General features: G+C 41.3%; 19 protein-coding genes. 5 read left to right on the top strand and 14 right to left on the bottom strand.

All coding sequences use genetic code 11. The features are described 5' to 3' along the window. Positions 1–568: 568 nt before the first annotated feature. The 4 genes from HY063_00900 to HY063_00885 form a co-directional block, all read right to left on the bottom strand. The gene (locus HY063_00900; GenBank protein MBI3500330.1) at positions 569–922 is read right to left on the bottom strand and encodes a DUF5615 family PIN-like protein; all 354 of its coding nucleotides are present in this window, start codon (positions 920–922) and stop codon (positions 569–571) included. Continuing rightward, positions 922–1161, bottom strand: a complete 240-nt coding sequence (locus tag HY063_00895; protein ID MBI3500329.1) for a DUF433 domain-containing protein — start codon at positions 1159–1161, stop codon at positions 922–924. Before HY063_00895 ends, HY063_00900 begins: the two co-directional genes overlap by 1 nt. 35 nt (positions 1162–1196) lie before the next feature. After that, a complete protein-coding gene (locus tag HY063_00890; GenBank protein ID MBI3500328.1) occupies positions 1197–4100 on the bottom strand; it encodes an insulinase family protein in 2904 nt (967 codons plus the stop codon). Between the two features lie 131 nt (positions 4101–4231). Continuing rightward, complete coding sequence (locus HY063_00885; protein MBI3500327.1) at positions 4232–5662, bottom strand: choice-of-anchor B family protein; 1431 nt, start codon at positions 5660–5662, stop codon at positions 4232–4234. Between the two features lie 249 nt (positions 5663–5911). Here HY063_00885 and HY063_00880 point away from each other — a divergent pair, with 249 nt between their 5' ends. Both HY063_00880 and HY063_00875 read left to right on the top strand, forming a co-directional pair. Next, on the top strand, positions 5912–6127 hold the full coding sequence (locus HY063_00880; protein ID MBI3500326.1) for a DUF433 domain-containing protein: 216 nt from the start codon (positions 5912–5914) through the stop codon (positions 6125–6127). Between the two features lies 1 nt (position 6128). Next, the gene (locus HY063_00875) at positions 6129–6452 is read left to right on the top strand and encodes a DUF5615 family PIN-like protein (GenBank protein ID MBI3500325.1); all 324 of its coding nucleotides are present in this window, start codon (positions 6129–6131) and stop codon (positions 6450–6452) included. A gap of 78 nt (positions 6453–6530) precedes the next feature. On the opposite strand, the gene HY063_00870 is transcribed toward HY063_00875, so the two are convergent. The 4 genes from HY063_00870 to HY063_00855 all read right to left on the bottom strand — a co-directional run bounded on the left by HY063_00870 (position 6531) and on the right by HY063_00855 (position 13309). Next, positions 6531–7526: a type IX secretion system membrane protein PorP/SprF gene (locus HY063_00870; protein MBI3500324.1), complete on the bottom strand. Its 996-nt coding sequence runs from the start codon at positions 7524–7526 to the stop codon at positions 6531–6533. Beyond that, positions 7523–8350, bottom strand: coding sequence for a gliding motility-associated C-terminal domain-containing protein (locus HY063_00865; protein ID MBI3500323.1), 828 nt, complete (start codon positions 8348–8350; stop codon positions 7523–7525). The genes HY063_00870 and HY063_00865 overlap by 4 nt, the downstream gene beginning before the upstream one ends. A 63-nt stretch (positions 8351–8413) precedes the next feature. Continuing rightward, the gene (locus tag HY063_00860; GenBank protein ID MBI3500322.1) at positions 8414–10090 is read right to left on the bottom strand and encodes a TonB-dependent receptor; all 1677 of its coding nucleotides are present in this window, start codon (positions 10088–10090) and stop codon (positions 8414–8416) included. Positions 10091–10120: 30 nt separating this feature from the next. After that, positions 10121–13309 carry a tetratricopeptide repeat protein gene (locus HY063_00855; GenBank protein ID MBI3500321.1) on the bottom strand — a complete coding sequence of 1063 codons (3189 nt, stop codon included), beginning with the start codon at positions 13307–13309 and terminating at the stop codon, positions 10121–10123. Positions 13310–13444: 135 nt separating this feature from the next. Here HY063_00855 and HY063_00850 point away from each other — a divergent pair, with 135 nt between their 5' ends. Continuing rightward, complete coding sequence (locus tag HY063_00850) at positions 13445–14137, top strand: ATP-binding cassette domain-containing protein (protein MBI3500320.1); 693 nt, start codon at positions 13445–13447, stop codon at positions 14135–14137. Here the strand turns inward: HY063_00850 and HY063_00845 are convergent. Beyond that, positions 14112–15155, bottom strand: a complete 1044-nt coding sequence (locus HY063_00845) for a glycosyltransferase (protein ID MBI3500319.1) — start codon at positions 15153–15155, stop codon at positions 14112–14114. The two genes, HY063_00850 and HY063_00845, sit on opposite strands and share 26 nt — an antisense overlap. Before the next feature lie 124 nt (positions 15156–15279). Between HY063_00845 and HY063_00840 the strand changes: the two genes are divergently transcribed. Together HY063_00840 and HY063_00835 are read left to right on the top strand one after the other, a co-directional pair. Continuing rightward, positions 15280–16533 (top strand): aspartate kinase, encoded by a 1254-nt coding sequence (locus HY063_00840; protein ID MBI3500318.1) that lies wholly within the window; start codon positions 15280–15282, stop codon positions 16531–16533. 142 nt (positions 16534–16675) lie between these two features. Then, entirely contained in the window at positions 16676–17719 is a 1044-nt protein-coding gene (locus HY063_00835) for a YeiH family putative sulfate export transporter (protein MBI3500317.1), read from the top strand. Between the two features lie 2 nt (positions 17720–17721). Here HY063_00835 and HY063_00830 read toward each other — a convergent pair whose 3' ends face one another. The 5 genes from HY063_00830 to HY063_00810 all read right to left on the bottom strand — a co-directional run bounded on the left by HY063_00830 (position 17722) and on the right by HY063_00810 (position 24433). Next, positions 17722–18216 carry a hypothetical protein gene (locus HY063_00830; GenBank protein ID MBI3500316.1) on the bottom strand — a complete coding sequence of 165 codons (495 nt, stop codon included), beginning with the start codon at positions 18214–18216 and terminating at the stop codon, positions 17722–17724. 1 nt (position 18217) lies between these two features. Next, on the bottom strand, positions 18218–19420 hold the full coding sequence (locus HY063_00825) for an amidohydrolase (protein ID MBI3500315.1): 1203 nt from the start codon (positions 19418–19420) through the stop codon (positions 18218–18220). Positions 19421–19423: 3 nt separating this feature from the next. After that, on the bottom strand, positions 19424–19795 hold the full coding sequence (locus tag HY063_00820) for a sulfite exporter TauE/SafE family protein (GenBank protein ID MBI3500314.1): 372 nt from the start codon (positions 19793–19795) through the stop codon (positions 19424–19426). A gap of 68 nt (positions 19796–19863) precedes the next feature. Beyond that, a complete protein-coding gene (locus HY063_00815; protein ID MBI3500313.1) occupies positions 19864–23094 on the bottom strand; it encodes a hypothetical protein in 3231 nt (1076 codons plus the stop codon). Positions 23095–23308: 214 nt separating this feature from the next. Next, positions 23309–24433 carry a peptidoglycan DD-metalloendopeptidase family protein gene (locus HY063_00810; protein MBI3500312.1) on the bottom strand — a complete coding sequence of 375 codons (1125 nt, stop codon included), beginning with the start codon at positions 24431–24433 and terminating at the stop codon, positions 23309–23311. Between the last annotated feature and the right edge of the window lies 1 nt (position 24434).

Genomic DNA, 24434 nt, shown 5'->3' with positions numbered 1-24434 from the left:
CAAAAGTGTCTCGATTACGACACGCTCTTTATAACTTAATCTGTGATAATTCTGTGTTTCCATACAACAAATCTACTAGGTCGATTTGTTGCGCTAAGTTCTTGAATTCGGGTGTCTGTCCCCAAATTGTAACGATAAAGTGAAAAAATGTCAATGATTTGCGGACAAATGTTAAGATAAAGTGAAACAATCTTTACATTTTGCGGACAGACGTTACGATAATGTGGACAGACATTAATGTCGGTCCCCAAATTGTAACGATAAAGTGAAAAAATGGTAAGATATCATTTCAGAAAAGAAAAAACAACTTGCCACTAAAACACAAAGTCACCAAGATTCACCAAGAACAGCCCTGTATTTTTTGTGTGTATTTCTTCGTGCCTTTGTGCCTTTGTGGCAAAAAATTGAATTATGAAAGAGGTCTAATAAAAAAATCTCCATCAGCAAACCGCTCTCACAACTGATTTCCTTCCGCATCCAGTTCAATCACTTCGTATCCTAACTTTTTAATGCGCTCTAAATATTTTGCGCGGTTGCCCACAATCACAATCACCGCGGAATTTATTTTTTAATAAGTTCTTTGCCTTAATGTATTTCCATCGAACACGGTAAGTTTTCGCAAGGTGCTGAACCTTGGAACGGAAAGCATACGCTCAATTATTTTTCCAGGTTCATTCGAAGCGTAATAATCAAGGCGAAGGTAAATCACACCGCTGGCGGGCTTATTGCCGAATTTGAAAATCAGTTCTCCGTAGTCCTTATCAAAAGTTATAATGGTTCGGTTTTCTTTTTCAGCGATTGCAATTATTTCTTTATCAGTGATTCCTGAAAAATCTGTTCCGATGGCTTTTATATCATATCCTTTTTTTCGAAGATAGAGTATGCTGTCGAGAGGAAAGTTTTCGTTGGCAAGAAGTTTCATCAGGCGGATTTTCTGGAAGGAAAATAAAGCAAACCATCCTGCATACATTCGTGTATGTATGTAAACACCGCTTTCAATGCTTCATTCGTCAGGCGGGGATAGTTATCCAAAATTTTTTGTTCCGTCCAGCCCTGCGCAAGAAGTGAAATGATATGGTCAACTGAAATCCGTGTGCCTTTTATGGTGGGCTTTCCGAGCAAAATATTTTTATCCGATACAATATGTTGTTTCCAATTCATAGCGCAAAGATAGGAATTTTGTACTGACCTGCTCTTCACAACTGGTTTCCTTCCGCATCCAGTTCAATCACTTCGTATCCTAACTTTTTAATGCGCTCCAGGTATTTTGCGCGGTTGCCCACAATCACAATCACCATGTTGTTGTAAGGAAGATTTTTTTTCGCAACCTTATTTATTTCTTCTTTCGAAATCTTTTTCAGAATTTCCTGCTGCTTGTCCACAAAATCCTTTGAAAGGTTATAATCAAGAATGCGTTTTATGAAAAAGGATTTCTGCCCGTTGGTTTCATAGCGTAATGCATCCTGCTGCCCGATGGAACTTTTGGTAAACGCAAGTTCATCGTCTTTGATTCCTGCGTCCGCATAATTTTTTATTTCCTTCATGAATTCCACAATGGCGCTGTCGGTGGCATCGCCTTTAATGCCTGCCTGCGCGGTGAAAGGCGCTGCGTATTTTGTTCCGTAAAAACCCGAGCGCGCTCCGTAGGTCCATCCTTTCTCTTCGCGCAGGTTCAGGTTGATGCGGCTGTTGAATGCTCCGCCTAAAATATAATTGGCGAGCGAAGTGCGGTAAAATTCTCCCGTGGCATCGTAAGGCAGGGAAACAAAACCAATGCGCTCTTCCGATTGGGGAGCGTTATCTTTATTCACAAAATAAATTCTTGTTTTGTCAATGGAAGGAGTGGCGGGCTGCTGCGGGTTCTCCACTTTTTTCGCCTGCCATGTTTTCAGGAAACCAAGTTTGGGCAGAATGTTTTCTTTTGTTACATCTCCCGCCACCACGGTTTTGACTATGGAAGGAGAAAATTTATTCGCGTAAAAATTCTTCACCTCCTCCAGCGTGAGCGAGGAGGCAGATTCTTTTGTTCCCACAATGGGAGTTGAAAGAATATGTGCTTTTCCGTAGAGCAGTTTGCGGTAAACATTATTCGCAATCACCACCGGCTGGGTTGACTGGTTGCTGATGGTGTTCAGTTGTTCTTCTTTCAGGCGGTCAAAGTCCTCCTGCGCGAATTTCGGCTGGAAGAGTTTCTCTTCGGCAATTTTCAGCGTGGCATCTAAGTTTTTTACGAGCGAAGAAATGTTGAAGGTGATTTCCTCGTCATCTGCCGAAAAAGAAACTTCGCTGCCGATCAAACTCAGCATATCGTCAATCTGTTCTGCCGTGTGCTGCTGCGTGGATTCATCCATTAATGACGCAGTAAGATGCGCGAGCCCTGCTTTTGAAAGTTCTTCTGCGCGGTGCCCGGTTTCCATAGATACTGTAATATTTACGGTGGGAATTTCATCGTTCCTCATGCCAATCACTTTCATTCCGTTTGAAAAATTTTCTGTCCAGAAATCCGGAACTTTCACTACGGGATTGGCTCCCGAACCCGGCTTTTTGCTGCGGTCGAAATTATCTTTCGCTTTGTTGTAGGATAAATTTTTATATTCTGCGCTTTCTTTTCCGTCCTCAGCATTTCTTTTTGGCGGCTGAAAATTATCGGGCTTGGCGGCAATGTTTGTTTTTCCTTTGGGCACCACGCTGAGGTAAACTGCGGGTTTGTTTTTCACATACTGGTTAAACACGCGCATCACGTCTTCTTTGGTAAGCGCCATATAGCGCTGCATATCTTTTCTAATCTGGTCGGGATTGCCGGTGAAAGTTTGATTCGCTGCCAGCTGCGCGCCTTTTCCGCGCACGCTGCTGAGCGATTGAACGGTGCGCGCTTCAAATTTCGCTTTGAATTTTTTCAAGTCCTCATCGGAAACACCGCGCTTCTCAAATTCCATCAGCGATGCGTGCAGGAGCGAATCGGTTTTTGCCAGCGGAAAATAAGCCGGCTCTTTCGGATTGGTGGTGTGCGCTTTATCGGGCAGCGCGCGCACCTGCATGAAAAACATTCCGGTTACTTCCGCAGAAAAATTATTTACGCTGGCATCGTATGCTTTTTGCGCTTTCACAAAATTCTGGTAGAAGATGGAATTTTTATCTTCCGAAAGAATGGAAGCGAGCGCATCGAGCGCGGCTTCGTCTTTATCGTAAGCCGGCACGGAAGGAAAAGTTGCCATCAGCATGGGGAAGCGGATGTTGTCTTCGTAAGAAATGTAACGGTCTTTATCGAGCACACCCATTTGCTTCTGAATATTTTTCACTTCCGGTCCTCTGGGAATGGGCATAAAATATTTTTCTGCATACTTAATTACTTCCTCCGGTTTTACATCGCCTGCCACAGTGAGCGTTGCATTGTTGGGTCCGTACCAGCGGAGAAAGAATCTTTTTAAATCGCCAACATCCACGCGGTTCAAGTCCTCAATATATCCAATTGTGCTCCACGAATAGGGATGCCCGTAGGGAAAAAGCGCTTCCAAAGTTTTTTCAAATGCAAGTCCGTAAGGACGGTTGTCATAATTCTGCCCGCGCTCGTTTTTCACGGTGGCGCGCTGCACTTCAAACTTGGGCTGTGTAACGGCATCGAGCAAAAATCCCATGCGGTCTGATTCCAGCCAGAACATGCGTTCGAGATAATTGGAAGGAACGGTTTCAAAATAATTGGTGCGGTCGAAGTTGGTGGAGCCGTTCAATGTTCCGCCTGCTTCCGAAACGGTTTTGAAATGTTCTTCATCTGCCACGTGGTCGGAGCCCTGAAACATCATGTGCTCGAAGAAATGCGCGAAGCCCGAGCGCCCCACTTGCTCGCGGTTGGAACCCACGTGATACGTTACATCGAAATATAAAATAGGGTCGGAGTGGTCTTCGTGTATTACAATTGTTAAACCATTCGGCAACTGCCATTTCTCATAGGGAATAATAAGTTCACCGGGCTTGCGGGTAATTTTTTCAAGCAACTTTGCTTTTACCACGCTTTGCTGCGGATTTTCTTTTCGCGGAAGCGCGGCTTCCACGCTGATGAAAACAACGGCTGAAATAAAAAGAGAAATAAAAATTTGTTTCATCTGTAAATAGTTTGTTGTTGTGGGTTAAAGCCCGTGTTCGTTGTTGTTGTTTTTGTAGCCCCGACCTTAAGGTCGGGGTTAATGGATTGCAAACGCGTTGGGCTTTAGCCCTGAATGCTGTTCTTCTATTATTACTTGCTTTTAATTATTTTTTTCGTGAAAGAAGTTTTTTCTCCTTTTACCAAAAGAAGATACGAGCCGGCAGGAAGATTTTTTCCTTCGAAAGTGAGAGATGTTTTTCCTGCGGGAAGCGCTGCTTCTTTCTTCATAATGGTTTTTCCTTCCGCATCTGCTAATTCATACCTGATTTTTTCATTTGCCGGAAGCGTAAAAGTAATTTCAAAATTAGCGGTGAATGGGTTCGGATAGCATTGCGCATCAGCAGCTGAGGAATTCAATGGCCTAACTCCCATAGCGGCAGCGGCATCCAGCACAAAAAGCCCGTTCTGCATATCGCTTGCCAGCACAATTTTGCTGGGCAAATCAATGTAAACTCCCCAGCAGCTGAAATAATCCTGGCTGGGACAAGTGGGACAGCCACCCGGGCTTGAAATAAAATACCCGGTGCGCGTAACATTGGAAGGATTGGTAATGTCAAAAATCTGAACACCGTCTGCGTAATACGCTATCACCACGTGCGAGTTGCTTCCGTTGCGGATGAAGGGATTATGCGGAGTGGCGGTGGTGGCGGGAGTGGATTTAAACTTATCGAGAATTTTCAGGTTGCTGAAATTGGAAACATCGAGTGATTTCACCGTGAGGTTTGCCGGAACTTCATCGGCAAAAATCAGCGTTTTGCCGTTTGCCGTAAGCGCGCTGCTGTGATTGTAAGCGCCTCCCGGTTCATAGCCGGTAATGGCACCCACTTCGGTAAATTTATTCGATGCATATTTATAAATATGCAAGCCATCGTAGGAACAGGAAGCATAACAGGTATCGTTTCGCACAAAGCAATCGTGCACATTGTCTTCGGCCGGATAATCCTGTTCCAGTTTCCGCAGTATGTACGGAGCAATTGGATTGGTAAGCGAACACATTGCCATTTGCGAATGGCTTCCGTCTTTGTAAGTGGCAATGTTCAGATACATGCGCGCGTTGGCTTCGTCAATGAAAATGCTGTGCACATGCTGCGCCAGCGTATCCTGGTCATACACCACGTGAACGGAATCGGGAAGGTAACTCATATCAATAATCTGAATGCTGTTGGGAGGAGAATCATCGCTCACGGCATAGAGATAATTCTTGTAGGTTTTATATTCGCGCCAGATGCACGAATCGCGCCTGCCCGGAACAAAGGCGCGCACCACAGGAACGGCAGGCGTGGTAACATCAATAAAAAAAGTTCCCCTTCCCGAACCCAGGATGGCATACTCGCGGTTCTTCACCGTATCAGCCCAGCCCCAGATGCTGTTGTAGCGGATGTGGTAATAATTTTCCTGCGGAATGTATGCCGTGGTAGTATCCCAGTGCGAAAGCAGGGTGATGTTTTGTGAAGGATACTGGGCGTGGGAAGTGAGAAGTGAGAAGTAAGAGGTAAGAAGTAAAAAGAAAAACTTTTTCATGGTAAATAATTTTAGAAAACGAATGTACGATTTTATGTTTTACAAGAAGAATGGGAAAGAGAAAAAACTCTGTTGCGAAGCGGTTGCTGTATCTGCGGCATCTTTGCCGGAAATAGTTTTACTTTTATAAAATGCCAACCGAGGACTTGTGTTAACGAGCGTAGCGAGGGAAGCTATGCTGTAAATGTTGATTCAAATGAATAAACATAAAGAAGAAGGTTATAATTTTTATTTGTAAATTTGTTTATGATGAAACAAAGGCAAAATAGAGATATAATTAATGTTGACCGTGAAATTTTGGGAGGCACTCCTGTTTTTCGCGGAACGCGCGTTCCCATTCAAACGCTTTTTGATTACCTGGAAGGAAATTATTCGCTTGATGAATTTCTAAATGATTTCCCCTCCGTAAAAAAGAAACAGGCGCTTTCTCTGCTTAAGTCCGCAGAAAAACTTCTGATTGCCTGAAATGAAAATTCTTTTAGACGAAAATATTCCTAAAGTGCTGAAAAAGCATTTGGGAAAATCGTTCCGTATTTTTACTGTTCAGGAAATGGATTGGGATGGAAAACGAAACGGGGAACTGCTTGGCTTAATGATTGCAAATGATTTTGAAATCCTGATTACTGCCGATAAAAATCTTCACTTCCAGCAGAGTTTGAAAAAATTTCCTGTTGCGGTGCTGCTGCTTGATCTAAAGTTTGTCCGCCCAGATACAGTTGTTGAACTTGCTCCTTCTATTCTTAAAGTTCTGAAAACAGAACCTGAGATGGGAATTATTTTTATTCGCTGAATACATAAAAAATATCCATAGCAGGAAAATTGAAACATTGAAAACAGTACATTAAAAAATGAGGACGAGGTTTTATTTTCAAAACATATACCCGTACCGCTGCCGTTTAAAGCGCGAGGTATCGTATTTTTTTTGCTTATCCAATCCTAAATTGGAACTCCAGGCAAGCATGATTTCATGCGAGCCGCTCTGGTAAGCGCTCAGGGGCGAAACAATAAAATCATAGGAGTAACTGATGTGAAATTCTCCGGCAATGGTAACGCCCGCATTCAGCGCAATGGCATCGCGCAGGCGGATGGAAAGCCCGCCAAAAATCACCTGCTTATAATGCAGGCGCAGGTTATAATCAACCACTATGGGATTAAAAGCGGAGTACACTGCCTGCAATGAATTTTCCCAAATCCAGTCCTCCTGCCCCGACCAGTTATAGCCCACGCTTCCGTATACGTGCGGCACCATGTGAATTTTTGTTTTATGCAGCGTGTCGTCATTCGGATAATAGTTGATGGTGGGCTCCATAAAATTCAGCACGCTCACGCCCACATGAAAGCGGTCGTTGTAAAAGAGAGCGCCCGCGCTGGCATCCCATACTTTTTTCTTCTGAAAAGCCGCCAGGTCAATGGCATTGTCGAACGGAATGTGCATGTGCAGTTTGCTTCCGTCCACTAAGTAACTCAGCAAATGCCCCGCAGCGCCCAGCGAAAGTTCCACATCGTCAAACTTTGCGTGGTAAGAATACGCCAGCGCAAAATCATTGCGCGAAGTGGGTCCGGTTTTATCGCTGAAATAAGCAATGCCCGCTCCCATGCTTCCGTTCATGAAACGGCTGTTGGCAGAAAATCCCATGGTAACAGGCGCATCGTCAAAGCCCGTCCACTGGTTGCGGTAAAAGAGGCGCGCGTCCATAATGCGTTTGGTGCCCGCCACTGCGGGATTGAGCATAATGTTGTTCGGCTTGAACTGTGTGTAGTAAGGCATCTGCTGTGAAAATGACAAATGACAAATGACATAGGACAAATAGAAAAGCAAAATAAAAATTCTAACGGAAGAAAAATATTTTAATAAATGTTTCATCGTATAATGGTAACTGCTCCGTGAATTTTTTCTTTTCCGCTTCCGGGGTCAAGCACATAATAATAGGTGGCGCAGGGAAGTTCGTTTCCGTCCACTTTGCCGTCCCAGTCATTCAGATAAGGTGCAGCGTTGTAGACCAATTTTCCGTTTCGGTTGTATACTTCAAATCTGTTTTCCGGATACTTCATAATGTTTCCTATGTAAAAAACATCGTTCAGCCCGTCATGATTGGGAGTAAAAGCATTGTAAAAAAATAATTCATCGCTGGGTATGACATAAATTTTCATGCAGTCGGCATTTGCACAGCCGTTTCCGTCCACGCCTATTACGCAAAACGTGGTGCTGTCCTGCGGCTCGGCAACCGGTGTGGCGGAATTCTGCATGTAAAGATATAGAGTGGGAGTCCAGTAATAATGCAGGGCTCCGCTTCCCTGCAAAACAGTATTTGTTCCTTCAATAATGGTTTGATCGGGACCTGCGCTTACTGTGGGAAGAGAATAAACGGAAACATTCACCACCGACATAGAAGAATTTCCCATTGCATCAGTTACCGTGAGCGTGTAATTGGTGGAAGCAGACGGCTGCGCATACGGATTTGCAATAGCAGGATTGCTCAACGAAGCAGCGGGCTGCCAGGAAAAAACATAAAGCGGAGTTCCTCCGGTGGCTGCGGGGTTTCCTCCAATCTGAACGGAATCACCCGGGCAAACGCCCGTGTTGTTTCCCGCGCTGGCGGAAAGCGGTGCGGCAGCAGAAACAAAAAATGGAAAATAGAAAATGAAAAATAAAAAAACCAACGGCAACAGATTGCGGTTAAATTTCATGACGGCAAAGATAAAAGGAAAGCGTTTCAGTTATAAGACAGGTAAGGGGAATAAAAGAAACAATCAAAATGCCATCGAAATCCCAGCCATGAAATTAAATTTATACGAAGGATAATTATTCCAGATATAATAGCGCGAGAAACCAAGATTGTTCAAATGCACAAAGGCGGAAAGTTTTTTGCTGTAGCGGTATTCCAATCCAAGATTTACATCCACTATGGGTTTTAATTCCGTAATACCTGTCCACACCACGCTTGGCGGATTTGCGGAAGGCACCTGCCCGTACGAATTAGCGAAGCGTTTTCCAATCACAAACACATCGGCAGTTGCCGCAATTTTATTTTTCAGATTATAATTTGCAGTGAAGGTAAGTTGCATAGGCGGCCGGTGCCAGGGGCTCATGCTGTCGGAAGGCAGAGTGTATTTGTTGTAATCGCCTTTTGCCATGAATTTTATTTTCTCGGTGTGCTGGTACTGCAATTCTCCGTGCACATTCAGCAGGGAAACATCATAGTAAACCGTGTTGAATCCTTTTTTGAAAGCATCGCTGTAATCGTTCACAAAAAAATACAGGTCCTCAATTTTGCTGTAGGAAGTGCGCGCATTGTACGAAACGGTTTTGCTGATGCTTCCGCGCATGCCGCCATAGATTTCCCATTTGGTGTTTGTGTTTTTTATGTTTGGCGCAGGAATAAGAAAAGGATTTTCATCCGTGAGTGTTTGGAGAGAATTCTTTTTCAATCCTCCGGTAACTCCTGCATAGGGAATGAGAATGTTGTCCACTGCATTATAATTAAAATCAATTTTCGGTGCAAAAGCAAAACGGCTTTTATCGTGTTCGTTTCCTTCCATGAAAATTCCCACTCCAATGCGTGCGCTCCATTTTTCTCCTGCGGAAGTTAAGTAGGGCGAAAGGGAAATGAGCGCTGAGTTTGCCGTATCTGTTTTCGATTTGTTGTTGTAATAATCCACCGTAACCGGAAGATGAATCAACTGCTTTTCGTAATAGCCGCTGAAATCTCCCGATGCATAAATATTATTTTCAGAAGTGGAATAAAAATCGGAGAGGTTGTAGTATTTCAGTTTCAGAAAATAATTTGTATGAATGGAATCGCTGTAATGGCTTTGCAGCGCAGCATTTCCCCCGATGTTTGAATAGCGCTGTTTGATATAGTTGTTATCCGTAATAAATAAAGCGGATGTATCGTATCCGTAATAATGAATAACATTCCTGCTGTAATCCAATCCTCCGCTGAGTGTTTGCTTGCGCAGAAATTTTTTTCCGTAGAGTTCAATCCGGTTGTCGCTTGTTCCCCCGAAGCCGTAACCTTCCATGTTTGCGCTGGAGGAAAAATGTTTCAGGTGAGTTCCGTAAGAATATTCCTTTGAGCGTCCGTTGTTGTAAAAAATTTCTGCATAGGGAGTGTTGTAATTTCCTGCACCGAGTTTCACCAAGCCGTTGTAAAGTTTTACGAGCGGCTCTCCCACCATTTTTGCCGGCTTCAGCGGTTCAACGGTGAACGGAGTGAAAACTTTTTTTGAATGGATGGAGTAGGAAAGATTTGGAATAGGCGGAACAGAATCTTTTACCACCGGCATTTCATTTATTTTGAAAGCATCGGCAATCGTTGGCTGAAATGCTTTTACAACTGTAACGGTGGTGTCTTTGAGAATTTTCTGCGCAAACGAATTTATTGTGCAGAAAAATAAAATCACAAGTATGTTCCTGTTCTTTTTCATTTTTACTTTTTACTTTTTACTTTTTACCTCTTACTTCCCTTCCTGTTTATACAATGCCGAGTCCTTCGGATTATCGGGTTTGAATTGTATTTCAGTTTCAACTTTCTTTTCTTTTTTCAGTTCGGCTTCGGCTTTTGCTTTCGCTTCAATTTCATTCAGCCGGTTTAATTTTTCTTTTGCGATTGTAACTAATTCTATGTTCGAAGATTTTTCAATCAACGCCTGCAATGCATACTTTGCGTTGAATAAATCTTTTAGGGCGGCATAATCATCCGAGAGAAGAATAAATCCTTTGCCAATCCAGTAGTCATAGCCGGGCTGCTGATTAATCAATTCAAAAATTGTTTTCTGCGATTCTTTGTATTGCTCTGTGAGAAACTGGTTGTAGGCAATGTTGTATTTTGCTTCCGCGCTTTTCTCGCTCGTTGTCAGATAGGTTACCGCCAGAAATTCTTTTGCCGCCAAATCATAATATTTTATATCCGAATAATTTTTCCCTATGATGAAATGCGCTTCGGCTTTTGTTTCATCGGAAACTTTTTCAATTTCCAGAACTTTTTTTGCTGCCGCGCTTGCCGAATCCAATTTTCCCACATTGAAGAAGCAGCGCATGGTTCCGGTTTTTCCTTCGCTTGCATTTGCGGGATATTCCGCCACTTCTGCCAGACGCCCGTATTGCTTCAGCGCACTCTCATAATTTTTATTCCGGTAATTTATTCCAGCTCCTTTCAGCAAAGATGACTCAGTGAAAGCGTTGAGTGGTTTATCAAGCACATACTGATATCCGCCAAGAGCCGCCTCGTAATTTTTATTTTTGAAATCGCACTCGGCTTTGTAATAATTTGCCTGAATGAGAAAAATTCCGTTCGGATATTTTTCCATGTACTTTGTGAAATTTTTAATTGCGTTATCGCAATCGCCTTTGTCGTAAAAATCAAATGCCACATCGTAATTGCTTGAATCGAGTGAAGCGAGTGTGACGGCAGCATAAGGAATGTTTTTCAGTTTCGCTTCGTATGCATCCATGTCGCCTTTCGCTTTGTAAATATCGCGCATGGCGCGGATGGCTTCAAATGCTTCGGTGGTTTTCGGATAGGAAGCAAGGACTTTATCGAGCGTTGCAAGTGAATGGTCGTATTCTTTTTTCTTCGCTTCTATTCTTCCTATTTGCAGCAGCGCGCGCGGAGTGAAAGAAGTTTCCGGATGTTCATTCACAACTTTTTTATAGTATGCCAGTGCGTTTTCATCATTGTTCAGTTGCACATACGTATTTGCGAGTTCAAATTTTGCTGCCGCTTCATACCTGCCTGCCGCAGGCAGGTTTTGTTTGCCGGAATAGTTCGAGAGAAGTTCTGCGAGCGTATTCACCTTCGCTTCTTTTTTTCCGAGCACGCCTTGTGCAAGTGCTTTCTGGTAGAGCGCGTAATCGGCATCGCGCTTTCCGGTTTTCAGCGCTTCATCGTAATAATCCACTGCATTAGTGTAATCTTTCATCATGAAAAAACCATCGCCAATTCTCAAATAGGCATCGTTCATTTTTTCTTTCGGCTCGTTTGATTTTAATCCTGCATATTTTCTGAACCAAACATTGGCTTCGGAATAATTCTCCTTTTTAAAGTTTGCGTAGCCGAGATTATAATGTGCTGCGAAAAATTCATTGTTGTTGATTGCTCCGGGAGAAGAGAGAAATGTTTTGTAGGAAAGGATGGAAGAATCCAAACCGAATTTCATTCCTGCTTTTTCCGACATCTGGTAAAAAGTTTCGCCCTTCCAGTAATGCGCGAGTGAAGTATAGGTGCTGTTCACAGGATGAGTTAAAGATTTATTCAGGTAAATAATTGTTTCCTGCAAGTGATTGTTGGCGAATAATTGCAAGCCGTAGAGAAAAGAAATTTTCTGGTAAGCCGTTTTCATTTCCTCATTCAGCGATTTCATGCTCTCAATGGATTTCATCGCCTCTTTGTAATTTTTTGTGGAGAGATAAACATTCACCAGGTATTTATAGCACTCATCGAGCCGCGGAGAATCGGGATATTTATTTATGTATGCGCTGAGTGCGGAGAGCGCTTCGTTGAAAGGTGAGTACGAAAGTTCATAGCAGAGTTTCGCGTAATTGAAAAGTGCATCTTCCGTAATTGATTTATCAAAATCTATTTTATATGCTGCTTCAAAAGAATTTTTAGCGAGCATGTGCAATGATTTTTTTTCCACGATGGAAACCCGCACATAACAATCTCCCAGATGATAATGTGCGTTTTGTGAAATGCTGTCTCTTTCCGCTATGGAATTCTGAAAGCATGGAATTGCTTCGGAAAATTTTTCAATTTTGTAATACGCATATCCAAGCTGATACCATTCATTGCGATTTAAATTTCCCGCTAACGATTTATATTTTTCCAAATAGGGAATTGCCTCATTATATTTTGAAGTGCGGTAGTAAGATTCGCCCATAATTTTTGTGAGTTCGGGAACCCGCTTCACATTTCCGGAATCGAGCAGCGGCTTGGCATAAACAATGGCGCTGTCGTATTTTTCCTGCAGAAAAAAAATCTGGGCTATATAATAAGGAACAATCGCTCCGAAGTTTTCATTTCTTTTTAATTTCTGAAAATGCTGAAGTGCGGTCTGATAATTTTTTTCACGATAAGAAATATGCCCGTAATAATAAGTTGCCGGTGAAGCGTATTTATTGTCAATGTCTTTGATTTCGAAAAAATCTTTTTTCGCCTGCACCATGCTGTCTTCCTCAAAAAAACTATATCCGCGTTTAAAATAAAATTCCGATAACTCTTCGTTGTTCAAGTCATACACATCCACCTTTGCAAACCACTCCAGTGCTTTGTTGTATTGTTTTTTTCTATAGTTATATTTTCCCAATTGGAAATAGGCGGTTTGAGTGCGCGGAGATTCGGGATGAACAGAAATAAAATTTTTCAGAAGCAGTTCCGCGTCCTTATTAAAAAGTTCCAGCGCGCAGAGAGCGGAATAATATTCTGCGTCAATCCGGATTAAGTTATGCGGCTCATTGCCGTAGTGAGAAATAATTTTTGAAAATTGTTTTTGTGCTGAACCGAATTTTTGTTTCTGGAAAAGTTCGAGTGCCAATTTGAAATCCGCATCTAGATTTGTATAGACCATCGTCTTCTGCGAAAACAACGCAATGCAAATCAGAAAAAATAATCCGAAGAGAAAAATATAAATTGCTGTCCGCTTGTTCATAAAAATTTTCTGCTGTTAAAATTATGCCGTAAGCGAAAATGAATTATGATTTGAATCCTTACTTATTAACGAAGCGTTGTTAAAAGAGGCACGTATAATAAAGTAAGTTCGAAAAGAGAAATGTACCTTTGCTTCATGCCGCTCGATACAATTATAGAATTCAGCAAGGCGTCTATCTTTCAGAAACATAATTTAGTTCTTACCAATATTTCACTCACCATTGACAAAGGAGAATTTGTTTACCTCGTTGGAAAAACAGGAAGCGGAAAGAGCAGTTTGCTGCGAACGCTCTATGCAGATATTCCGCTTTTGCAAGGTGAAGGAAAAATTGCCGGCTACGATTTGAAAAAAATACAACGAAAGGAAATTCCTCTGCTCAGAAGAAAACTTGGAATTGTGTTTCAGGATTTTCAATTGCTATCCGACCGAAGCGTGAACGATAATTTACTTTTTGTGATGAAAGCAACCGGCTGGAAAAATAAAGATGATGCGCTGAAACGTGCACAGGAAGTTTTGGAAAAAGTAAATCTTGGTACGAAAGGTTTTAAAATGCCGCACGAACTTTCTGGGGGAGAACAGCAGCGTGTTGTCATCGCGCGCGCACTGATTAATGAACCGGAAGTTATTCTTGCCGATGAACCAACCGGAAATCTCGATACCGAAACCGCGCAGGAAATTGTCGGGCTGCTTTATGAAATTTCAAAAGCGGGAAGAGCAGTGATGATTGCCACTCATGATTTTCATTTGTTCGAACATTTTACAGGAAGAACCATTCGCTGCGAGAACGGAAGAATAACAGACACTAAAATAACTCCATCAGTTTCCTGATGTTTGCCTGATTCGAAAATTTTTCCGAGAGAATTTTTTCACGTTTCAGTTTTTCATCTTCGCTGAAAGAAATTTTCATTAAATGGAAAATTTCTTTTTTCATTTCTTCTGATGAATCTGCAACAGGACAAAGGGATTCAAGTCCGGTATCTTTTACCATAGGAGAATTTACCAAACAATGTTTTCCGGTATAAAGCGCTGAAAGCAGTTTAAGTTTTATTCCCGTTGCCTGAAACGTGGGGAGAATATTCAGTTGTGCTTGCTGCACCAGTTGATAAATTTCCTGAGTTGAAATATTTTCTCGTAGAGAAATATTTTTTTTATTTCTTATTGCATCTTTCAATTCCTCTGAAGCTCCATTTCCTGCAATGACAAAAGGAATATTTATGTCATTAAAAATTTCATTCACCAGATAAAGCGCGGCTTTATTATTTTCTCCCACTGCTAAACTTCCATGATACAGCGCGAAATCTCCTCTTCCTTCTTTGATTTCAATTTTATCATGCGGATGAAATGCCATAATATTTACAGCATTTTTATAGCGAGTGTTCAATTCATTTGTATCGGAAGGAGAAATTGCTGCTATTGTATCCGCATATTTTAAAATTGATTCGAATTGTTCAAGTTTTTTTGCTTCGCTTTCAAAATATTTTCTGCGGAAAAAACTTTTTTCAACTTTGGCAAGATTGGAATAGTAATTGTGCTCGATGTTATGCATGCGCACAATTTTTTTTCTGCGCTTCAACCGCTCATCGTTCAAATGAAAGCAGCAATGCAATCCTTCAAATAGAATTGAAAAATCATCTTTCAGTAAATTTGAAATTAGTGTTTCCGATTTCCGGCTCGATACTATATAAGGAAGGGAATTAAAAAGCAAATGCTTGTTCGCCTTGCGTTTATAATAGAAAACTTTTTCGCAATAGTTGTTCAGTTCTTTTTTTTCTCCGCGCCCGTATTCGAAACAGTGCAGTGTGATTTTCACTCCTTCTTTGTGAAGCGCCTTCAGTTTGTAAAACACATCAATTACTCCTCCGTAGTCAGGCGGAAAAGGAACATCAAATGAAATTATGTGAAGATGCTTGTTCAGGAAATAATAACTTTGTTCACTATAAAAATTTTGCTAAAGTAATAGTAAAAAGTTTATGAAGGTTTTCAAATTTGGCGGTGCTTCGGTTAAAGACACAGATTCTGTTCGTAATGTTGCCTCGGTGCTGAAAAGATTTCCGGATGAAAATATCGTTGTGGTAATTTCTGCTATGGGGAAAACCACCAATGTGCTGGAAAAATTGGTTGACGCTTTTTTTTATAAAAGAGAAAATCAAAATTCCGTTTTTGAAGAAATAAAAAAATATCATTCTGATGTTATCAAAAATTTATTTGCTGATTCTTCACATTCTATTTACAAAGAACTCGACTATATTTTTTTGGAACTAAAAAAAAATATTTCCAGCAATTCATCAGGCATTTATAATACGGAATATGACCGGATAGTTTCATTCGGAGAAATTATTTCAACAAAAATTGTTAGTGCTTACCTGGACGAAGCGGGAATAAAAAACAAATGGCTTGATGCACGGGAAATCATTCGCACCGATAGCACATGGAGAGAAGGAAAAGTGGATTGGGAATTTACAGAGCAGAAATCAAAAACGTTTTTTGAAGTAGGCGGAATTTTTGTTACGCAGGGTTTCATAGGAAAAACCTCTGATAATTTTACTACTACGCTTGGCCGCGAAGGTTCTGATTACACAGCGGCAATTATTGCTTACTGCATGAATGCCGAAAGTGTAATCATCTGGAAAGATGTTCCGGGCGTGATGAATGCCGACCCGAAATGGTTTGATGAAACAAAATTAATTGACCAGATGAGTTATCAGGATGCGATTGAACTTTCCTACTATGGTGCAACGGTGATTCATCCGAAAACCATTAAGCCGCTGCAGAATAAAAAAATTCCGCTCTATGTAAAATCATTTCTTCAGCCGGATGAAAAAGGAACGGTCATCAATGATTTTCAATCACCGCTGCCGGTTCCTTGTTTCATTTTCAAGATAAATCAGATTCTTCTTTCCATTTCTCCGAAAGATTTTTCATTCATCGAGGAGAAAAATTTCAGCAATATATTTGAAACTTTTTCCGAACACACGGTTAAAATTAATGTGATGCAGAATTCTGCCATCAGTTTTTCTGTATGCGTGGATAACGATGAACGGAAAATTCCAATTCTGATTTCGGATCTCAAAAAAAATTTCCGCGTGCTTTACAACGATAACCTTGAACTTATTACCATCCGCTATTATGACCAATCCACCATTGAACGCGTGTGCATCGGAAAAAAAATTCTGCTTGAACACAAGAGCCGCTATACTGTTCAATTAGTTGTAAAAAATAGATAGCTTAGAAATATTTGAATTTACTTCCATTTCTCCTATGAAAATCCCAACTTTGCATTTGTTAGAATCTATAATCCAACTGAAAATTGTCTTTTTGCTTTTCTACTCTTGAAGTTTCTTTGCAGCTGAATTTAATTATTGAAAAATGAGCAGTACTTTATTATATACGGAGAAGCGAATTTCATCCTCCTATTTTGGAATTTTATTTTCTATTCTGATAGCCATTGCGGCAATATTCATTGCCCAAACTTCATTTGTGAAATCTTCCGGCATGAGTCCGGTAGTGATTGGAATAATAATGGGAATTATTTTTGGCAACGCGCTTCCTTCGTCTATTTCTGAAAAACTGAACACCGGCACCGCATTTGCAACAAAATATATTTTGCGCACGGCAATTATTTTTTATGGATTCAGAATAACGTTTCAGAATATTCTTGAAGTAGGCGCTCCGGGTTTGCTCGTTAGTTTCATTATGGTTATTTCCACTTTGCTCCTGGGAATTTTTCTCGGAAAAAAATTATTCGGGATGGATTCAGATCTGGCATTGCTTACCGCAGCAGGCAGCGCCATTTGCGGAGCGGCTGCTGTATGCGCCACCGAATCTGTTCTGAAAAATGAAAAACACAAATCCGTTGTGGCAATTTCAACAGTGGTTTTGTTCGGAACCATTTCCATGTTTTTATTTCCTGCTCTGTATCATTCCGGAATTCTTCACATGAATTCTGATGTGTTTGGAATTTTTGCGGGAGGCAGCATTCACGAAGTAGCGCAGGTAGTTGTGGCGGGCAACGGAGCGAATGAAGCAGCAGCAAACAGCGCAGTGATTGTGAAAATGACAAGAGTAATGCTTTTAGTTCCCGTGCTGATAGCGCTTGGTTTTTTTATTGTGCGGAAAAATAAAAGCAACGGAACTTCCTCCGGAAAATTTCCTCTTCCCTATTTTGTTTTGGGATTCATTCTGGCTGCGGGAATTAATTCTATGAATTTATTTTCTTCCCATTCTATCGAAACCATTAATACTGCCGATACATTTTTGCTGACAATTGCCATGTGCGCATTGGGACTTGAAACTCAAATTTCAAAATTCAGGGAAGCCGGAACAAAACCAATTCAACTGGCAGGCATTCTTTTTCTCTGGCTTTTGTTCGGAGGATTTTTTGTAACGAAACTGGTTACAAATTTTTTCTGAAATTATTTTATCAATTCCATTTTTGAAACCGGATGAATCTCCGCCCAGCCGTGGTGCCTGTCAATCACGTATGAGCCTCTCACTTTCACATGCGAACTTCTTGGCCAAACCTGCACAACCGGACAATCTTTACAGGCATTAACTGCATCTTCCTGCTTAATTGTATTTAAGCAAACAACTTCAATCACCAAATCTCCGTTTTGCTTTTCTTTATTTTTATCTGTGAGCAAACTATCCTGTCCTGCATCTAACTTTAAAAGAATATGGTCATCGCCATCTTTTTCTTTGCGGATTTCTTCAATGGTTCCTGAAACCGTTAAACATTTTTTTATCAATTGTAAACGGTCGCGGTTGTAAACATATTTCCATAGCGAAGTATCGCACGAACCGGAATTATCGGTTGAAGAAATTTCCTGCGGAGATTTGCAGGAATCAAAACAACTGCTGAATGAAAAAATGAAGAAGAAAATTAAAATCAGGAGGAAAATTTTTTTCATCTTATTTTAATTCATTCACTGCAATCCATGCCATTAAACCCATTCCGGTTTTAAGAGCGGACTCGTCAATGTCGAAAGTCGGAGTATGAACGCCTGAAGTAATTCCCCTGGAAATATTTCCGGTTCCAAGCCGGTAAAAGCAGGCAGGAATTTTTTGCGCGTAGAAAGAAAAATCTTCTCCGGTCATCCGCAAATCAAGTTCAATCACATTTTCTTTTCCAAGAAATTCTTCAGCAGATTTTTTTGCACGTGAAGTAGTTTGTTCATCATTCACAAGAGCAGGATAGCCGTTCAATATATTAATCAAACAATCACCTCCTGATTTTCTTGCAATGGAAACACAAATTGATTTTATAATTTCCTGCGCTTCTTTTCTCCATGCTTCATCCATCGTGCGAAAAGTTCCGTCAACTTTCACTTCATCAGGAATTACATTCGTTGCTCCGTTTGCGTGCATTCTTCCGAAAGCAAGAGCCGTAGGGATTTTACAATCAGAAATTTTTTTTTCAAGTTCAAGTAAAATTTCTGAAGTGATTAGCAATGGATTCACATACGTTCCTTTCATAGCCGCATGCCCGCCTTTTCCTTTCACGGTAAGATAAATCTCATCGGTGCTCGCCATGTATTTTCCACTGCGGAAACCAACTTTGCCTGTTTCGAGAGAAGGAAAAACATGCTGCGCGAAAATTGCGGACGGTTTTGGATTTTCCAAAACTCCTTCTTTAATCATCAGCGATGCACCGCCCGGTGCTTTTTCTTCTCCCGGCTGAAAAATAATTTTTATTGTGCCAGAAAATTCGCTTTTGAGTTCATTCAGAATTTTTACAGCGCCAAGCAAGGAGGAAGTATGCACATCATGCCCGCACGCATGCATGACTCCGGCATTTTTAGATTTATATTCCATATTATTTTTTTCTTCTATGGGAAGTGCATCCATGTCGGCACGCAATGCAATTGACCTCACCCCCAACCCCTCTCCCGCAGGAGAGGAGAGTTTTCTTCCTTCTATCAAAGCAACGATTCCGGTTTTTACAATTCCGGATTTGAAAGGAATTTTCCACTCTTTTAGTTTTCCTGAAATAAATTTTGAAGTGTTGTATTCTTCAAACGATAATTCAGGATTGGCATGCAAATGCCTGCGGATGGAAATAATTTCATCCAGGTATTTTTCGGAAAGCGATTTTATTTTTTCTTTCAGTTCCATAAATTATTTTCCAAAAATCATTTTCAGCGCAACAAGCAGCACAAATGCTCCGAAAACTTTTCTGAGAATTTCCTGGTTTAGCCCGATGGCAATTTTTGAACCAAAATAACTTCCTGCTACAAAGGTGATGCACATGATGAGCGCAAAGCGAATAGTTTCAGAATTAATGTGTCCTCCCTTATAATAATTATACACTCCCAATATTCCGATGGGAAGTAAAAACATGGTGAGCGATACGCCTTGCGCGGATTGCTGTGTGAAGCCGAGAAAATAAACCAGTGCGGGAACAATTATTAATCCTCCTCCGATTCCAACCATTCCGCTGCAAATTCCGGCAACCAATCCGAGCGCGAGCAGGATAAAAATATTTGTCATAGAAAAATTTTTAGAGTTCATAAAAAAGCACTATAGGAATGTAAAGATAAAATTTCCTGATGAAGCGGTCAGAAATCGAGCGAGAAAGACCAGTAAAAAACACGCGGCTGAAATTTTCCATCTACCCAGCCGTGCGCCCAATCGAGGCGCATGAAATAACCAAGCAGGCGGCTTCTGATTCCCCAGCCATAACCGCCCACAATGGGCTCGCGTTTTGTTTGAACAACAACTGTTATGGGGCTTGGCGGCCCGCCAATAATTTGCGTGTTCAAAGAATTTTCATCCGAGTAGGGAGATTTTCCCGTCCATGCTGTTCCCACATCTCCGAAACCCACCACCTGGAAGTTATTTAGAAAATCTGATTTGAGCGGGCGGTTCAGCAAATAGCGGAAAACCGGCAGGCGAAGTTCAGAGTTGTAAAGAGCGAAACTGTTTCCGTTGCGGATGTTCTGAATGAAGCCGCGCATGGGAGTGGCGAGCGTTTGATACGCATAGTTTTCAGTGGGGGAAATTGGAGTTTCATAATTAAACATGGGTTTATTTCCGAGGATAAACCAGTTGTCCACTCCGCCCATGTAGTAAAGTAATTTTTCTTTTCCGAAAGAAGTGCTCGCAGCCAGCCGGTTTGCCCAGATAAAGTCGCGGTGAATTTTTGTGTAGTTGCGAATATCAAATCCAAGAATTGTAATGCTGGTTTCTTTTTTATTCAACTGTTTGAAATATTCCGCAAAAAATTTCATGCGCTTTCCGTAATATAAATTCAATCCGCGCTTGCGCGTGTTGTCAAAAACAAGTTCAAGTTTGCTTCCTCCCCAGTATTCAAATGCGTTTGGCGCCTGCAGCGTGGCATCATCAATGGAATAAAATACAGTTCTGTCCTGCCTTCCGCTTATGGTTCCGCGCAAACTGGTGGTTTCGCTGAAGGGCCACTTCAAAACATATTTTGCTTCGTGCGTTTGAATTTTGAAAGGCGGGTCTGCAATGCTTGCATAATCGAGCCCCTGCCGGTGAAGAATAATTTGTTTGTCGAGCCGCTTAAGTCGGTTTTCAAAACTGAGATAATATTCATTGCTGCGCAGGTCGGAAGAAATTCGTATGCCGCCCACAATTTTATAATCATCGAACAAATCGCTTAATCCGATTTTGAAAAATCCGGTAAAGCCCGGGCTGAGAAATACAGGACCCGGTCCGGAAAATTTCTGATAGGTTGCATTGAGAAAAGAATTATCCAATTGCGTGACCACATAATCGGTGGAAAAGAATTTAAAATAATTCCGCTGCTGCGGAAGGAAGAAAGATGGTGCAGCGGCAGTTTTGACAGTTGCTGTGTCAGGAAGATTTTTTTTCTGTTCTGCAGGAGGGGCAGTTGGTTTTTTTTTCGGCTCGCCTTCAAAAACATAATTGTTAATGTCAAATCCTCCTATGCTGTCTTTTTTCTGCGGAAGTTTTTCTTCCTTCACAATCACTTCAACAGTTTGAACGGTTTTTGTTTCGTTTTCTTTTTTCTGCTCGGTTTGCCTGGCAATTTGCTTCAGCGTTTTTGCCCGGTATGCCGTATTGTTGAGTTCGGGTGCGGTTGACTGAGAAAAATTCTCCGGCAGTTCGCTCATGAACATGCGGTATTTTTTTTCACTGAAAACAACCTCCGTAATTTTTTTTGATTTCAGATTCACATCCTGCTCAAGAATATTTCTTGAATAATTTGTAACGGGAAAGGAGCGCGTGAAGTAACGGTAATGCTCGGCAGTGTCTACGTAAGCAATGGCGCTGTCAAGTTCGCCTAAATAACGGTTGCGGATTCCGTTTTCATCGCTGAGAAAGCATAGATGTTTTTCGTCAAACTCACAGGGATACGATTCGTTGACCAGCGGAGTGTTGGTTACTCTTCGGAGAAAAGGAGATTTTGTTTTATAGTTGTAAATGAAAATATAATTCTGTTCCATCGGCTGAAGATTTTTTTTCAGGTCGAGCGGATAGGCGCTCATGAAGCGGATGGTATCGCTGGGGCGGTTGGAAGAAAAAATAATTTTTGTTGAGTGATTGATGAAGCGCGGGTTCAAATCATCGTAAATGTCTTTTGTAATTTGCTCTGCATTTCCCGAGCCGGGCGTGTACACAAAAATATCGCTCTGCCCGTTTTGCACTGCGGAGAGCGCCATTACTTTTCCATCTTCCGAATACGAGAAGTCAATAATTTTTTCGAAGTTGAAAATTTTTTGCGTCTCTAATTTTTTTGTTTTGAGCGTATAGTAGGTGAGAAGCAGTTCTCCTTTTCGTTCGGTAATAATCGCAAAGCGGTCTCCATTTGGATGCCAGGCAATGAGAGGGTAAGTGTAATCAACCGGGCGGTCCAATTTCTGCTCGCGCTTCATAATGCGTTTTGCTTTTTTCTTTTCAAAATCGTAGAGCCACACTTTGTACTGCCCGAATTCATTGGTGGTGTAAATTACCTGTTTTCCATCGGGACTTGTTTTGAAACGCTGGTAAACGCGCGCGGGTTTAATTTTTTTCAGCAGCGATGCAGAAGGAAGATTTTTTGTTTCATCTTTTTCGTTGTAGCGGTCAGTGTAATACTGCATCCATTCGCTCGAAAGATTTTTCATACTTGTTCCGAGCACGAAGAGGAAGGCGCTTTCCACGCTGCGCGTAACTTTCGTCATGTACAAAATATTTGACAGTACCGATTCGCCATACACTTCCGCAATGTAATTCCAGATGGAATGCCCCGCGTAAATGGCATCTATTCCTTCCAGCCCGTTGAAGCGTTTGTATTTTCCGCTGAGGATTCCGTCTTTCACGCGGCTGTCAATATCCGTATCCCATTCGTCCGAGATATAAGAAATTAATCCCTGCGCGTACCAGCCGGGCAAATTCAGCAGTGTGGAATTTCTCACCACGTCTTTTACATTTCCTCCGTACATCATCTGGTTGATGAGCACTTCGGCAATGCCGGCTTTAATTTGTTTGTCGAGGTGCGAATGGTCTCCGTCATAATAAAGAAAAACTTTGGAGCCCACAATGCGCGTTACGCCCCCGATGTTGTACGGCTCCTCGTATTCCAGCCCGATGTTGCTTTGCTTATAATCGCTTTGCTTGTTGTACACCATGAATTCAATTTTATCATCGAGGTTGTAATCAAGCAGCTTCTCAATTTTTTCGGTATACACTTTTGCTTTCTGCGAAGTGTAAATGGCAAGTTCTTTTCCGCCCATGTAGAAATACACATTGTACTTTTCAAACTTGAACCATTGCCACAAACGCGGCTCGTCATACTGCACGCGGTTTTTTCCGAACTCCATTTGCGAGCCGGAATAAAATTGCGTGAAGGCGGCAAAGGGCAGTAAGCAGTAAGCAGTAAGCAGTAAGCAAAATATATTTCTATGGGAAAAAAAACTATGCAAACTTTTTTTCATCTCTTTCAGAATGGGTAACGAATTTACAAATTAAAGTGCAGATAAAATGAACAATGTGGAACGATGCCGGCAAGGAAATAGTATAGGGAAAAATAAATTTTCACCTCACAATCCAACCTTCAGGATTGAGCATGCTTTGACCTTTCCAGATTTCGAAATGCAGTTCAGTGGCAGAGTTATCATCGGTTAAGACCTTCCCGATGGATTGCTTGGTTTTAATTTTTTCTCCCTGCTTCACGTATGCTTCTTCGAGGTTGGAATATACGCTGAGGTATTCTCCGTGTTTGAGAATAATTACTTTTCCTTCCAGCCCGCCCACCGATGCCACTGCCACTACCGTGCCGTTAAAAATGGCGCGCACGCTTGCCCCTTTATTCGTGCCGATATTGATACCATTGTTATTGATTTTTATTCCCGGCAAATCAGGATGGTCGTGCGTTCCGAACTGTTCGGTAATCACCCCTTCCGAAAGAGGCCAGGGAAGTTTTCCTTTGTTGCTTTCAAAATTATCGGAGAGTTCTTTTTCTTCTGGCGTGAGCACAATTTTTTTTGTTTCTGTTTTTGCCAGCGCATTTGATTTTTTTATTTCCGATTCAATTACTTTTTCAATGGCTTTGCGTAATTTTTCCGACTGCTCTTTCTTCTTTTGAATTTCTGTGCGAATGTTTTTTTCTTTCTTCTGCAAATCGGTGAGCGTTTCTTCTTTATCTTTTTTCTGCTTTGAAAGAGTTACCGTTTCAATTTCTTTTTGCGAAAGAGCTTTGCTTTGCATTTCTTTTCTGTTTTCCAGTTCCTGCTTTTTGGTTTGCAGTTGGCGCTGTGTGTCTTCAATCAAACCGGCTTGTTTTTTCCGCGCTTCGGTATAATACTCCATGTATTTTATTCGCTGGAGCGCCTGATTAAAATCCTGCGAAGCGAATAAAAACATAAGCCGCGAATAGGAATCGCGGTTTTTATAGGAAGCGAAAATAATTTTAGCGTAATCATTTTTCAGAATTTTTAATTCACTTTCTTTCTGGAGGATATTTTCTTTAGTTTCTGAAATGGTTCCTTCAATCAAATCAATTTCTTTATTCAGCGTTGCAATCAATTCCTGCTGCCGCGAAATTTTATTGTTGAGAATGGCAAGTTGAATCATGGAGCGGTTTTTATTTTTCTTCACTTCATCAAGCAATTTATTCTGGTATTCAATTTCTTTCTGAAGTTCCTGCTTTTTATTTTCCAAA

The sequence above is a fragment of the Bacteroidota bacterium genome, from assembly GCA_016195025.1.
Classification (GTDB): Bacteria; Bacteroidota; Bacteroidia; order Palsa-948; family Palsa-948; genus Palsa-948.
The sequence above is the reverse complement of the archived record's forward strand: the minus strand, read 5'-3'. Positions and strand labels throughout refer to the sequence as shown.

What these genes read in the sequence shown, in the direction of transcription:
- HY063_00900 (MBI3500330.1), bottom strand. Translation starts at nt 922, where the DNA reads ATGAAACTTCTTGCCAACGAAAACTTTCCTCTCGACAGCATACTCTAT.
- HY063_00895 (MBI3500329.1), bottom strand. Translation starts at nt 1,161, where the DNA reads ATGAATTGGAAACAACATATTGTATCGGATAAAAATATTTTGCTCGGA.
- HY063_00890 (MBI3500328.1), bottom strand. Translation starts at nt 4,100, where the DNA reads ATGAAACAAATTTTTATTTCTCTTTTTATTTCAGCCGTTGTTTTCATC.
- HY063_00885 (MBI3500327.1), bottom strand. Translation starts at nt 5,662, where the DNA reads ATGAAAAAGTTTTTCTTTTTACTTCTTACCTCTTACTTCTCACTTCTC.
- HY063_00880 (MBI3500326.1), top strand. Translation starts at nt 5,912, where the DNA reads ATGAAACAAAGGCAAAATAGAGATATAATTAATGTTGACCGTGAAATT.
- HY063_00875 (MBI3500325.1), top strand. Translation starts at nt 6,129, where the DNA reads ATGAAAATTCTTTTAGACGAAAATATTCCTAAAGTGCTGAAAAAGCAT.
- HY063_00870 (MBI3500324.1), bottom strand. Translation starts at nt 7,526, where the DNA reads ATGAAACATTTATTAAAATATTTTTCTTCCGTTAGAATTTTTATTTTG.
- HY063_00865 (MBI3500323.1), bottom strand. Translation starts at nt 8,350, where the DNA reads ATGAAATTTAACCGCAATCTGTTGCCGTTGGTTTTTTTATTTTTCATT.
- HY063_00860 (MBI3500322.1), bottom strand. Translation starts at nt 10,090, where the DNA reads ATGAAAAAGAACAGGAACATACTTGTGATTTTATTTTTCTGCACAATA.
- HY063_00855 (MBI3500321.1), bottom strand. Translation starts at nt 13,309, where the DNA reads ATGAACAAGCGGACAGCAATTTATATTTTTCTCTTCGGATTATTTTTT.
- HY063_00850 (MBI3500320.1), top strand. Translation starts at nt 13,445, where the DNA reads ATGCCGCTCGATACAATTATAGAATTCAGCAAGGCGTCTATCTTTCAG.
- HY063_00840 (MBI3500318.1), top strand. Translation starts at nt 15,280, where the DNA reads ATGAAGGTTTTCAAATTTGGCGGTGCTTCGGTTAAAGACACAGATTCT.
- HY063_00835 (MBI3500317.1), top strand. Translation starts at nt 16,676, where the DNA reads ATGAGCAGTACTTTATTATATACGGAGAAGCGAATTTCATCCTCCTAT.
- HY063_00830 (MBI3500316.1), bottom strand. Translation starts at nt 18,216, where the DNA reads ATGAAAAAAATTTTCCTCCTGATTTTAATTTTCTTCTTCATTTTTTCA.
- HY063_00825 (MBI3500315.1), bottom strand. Translation starts at nt 19,420, where the DNA reads ATGGAACTGAAAGAAAAAATAAAATCGCTTTCCGAAAAATACCTGGAT.
- HY063_00820 (MBI3500314.1), bottom strand. Translation starts at nt 19,795, where the DNA reads ATGACAAATATTTTTATCCTGCTCGCGCTCGGATTGGTTGCCGGAATT.
- HY063_00815 (MBI3500313.1), bottom strand. Translation starts at nt 23,094, where the DNA reads ATGGAGTTCGGAAAAAACCGCGTGCAGTATGACGAGCCGCGTTTGTGG.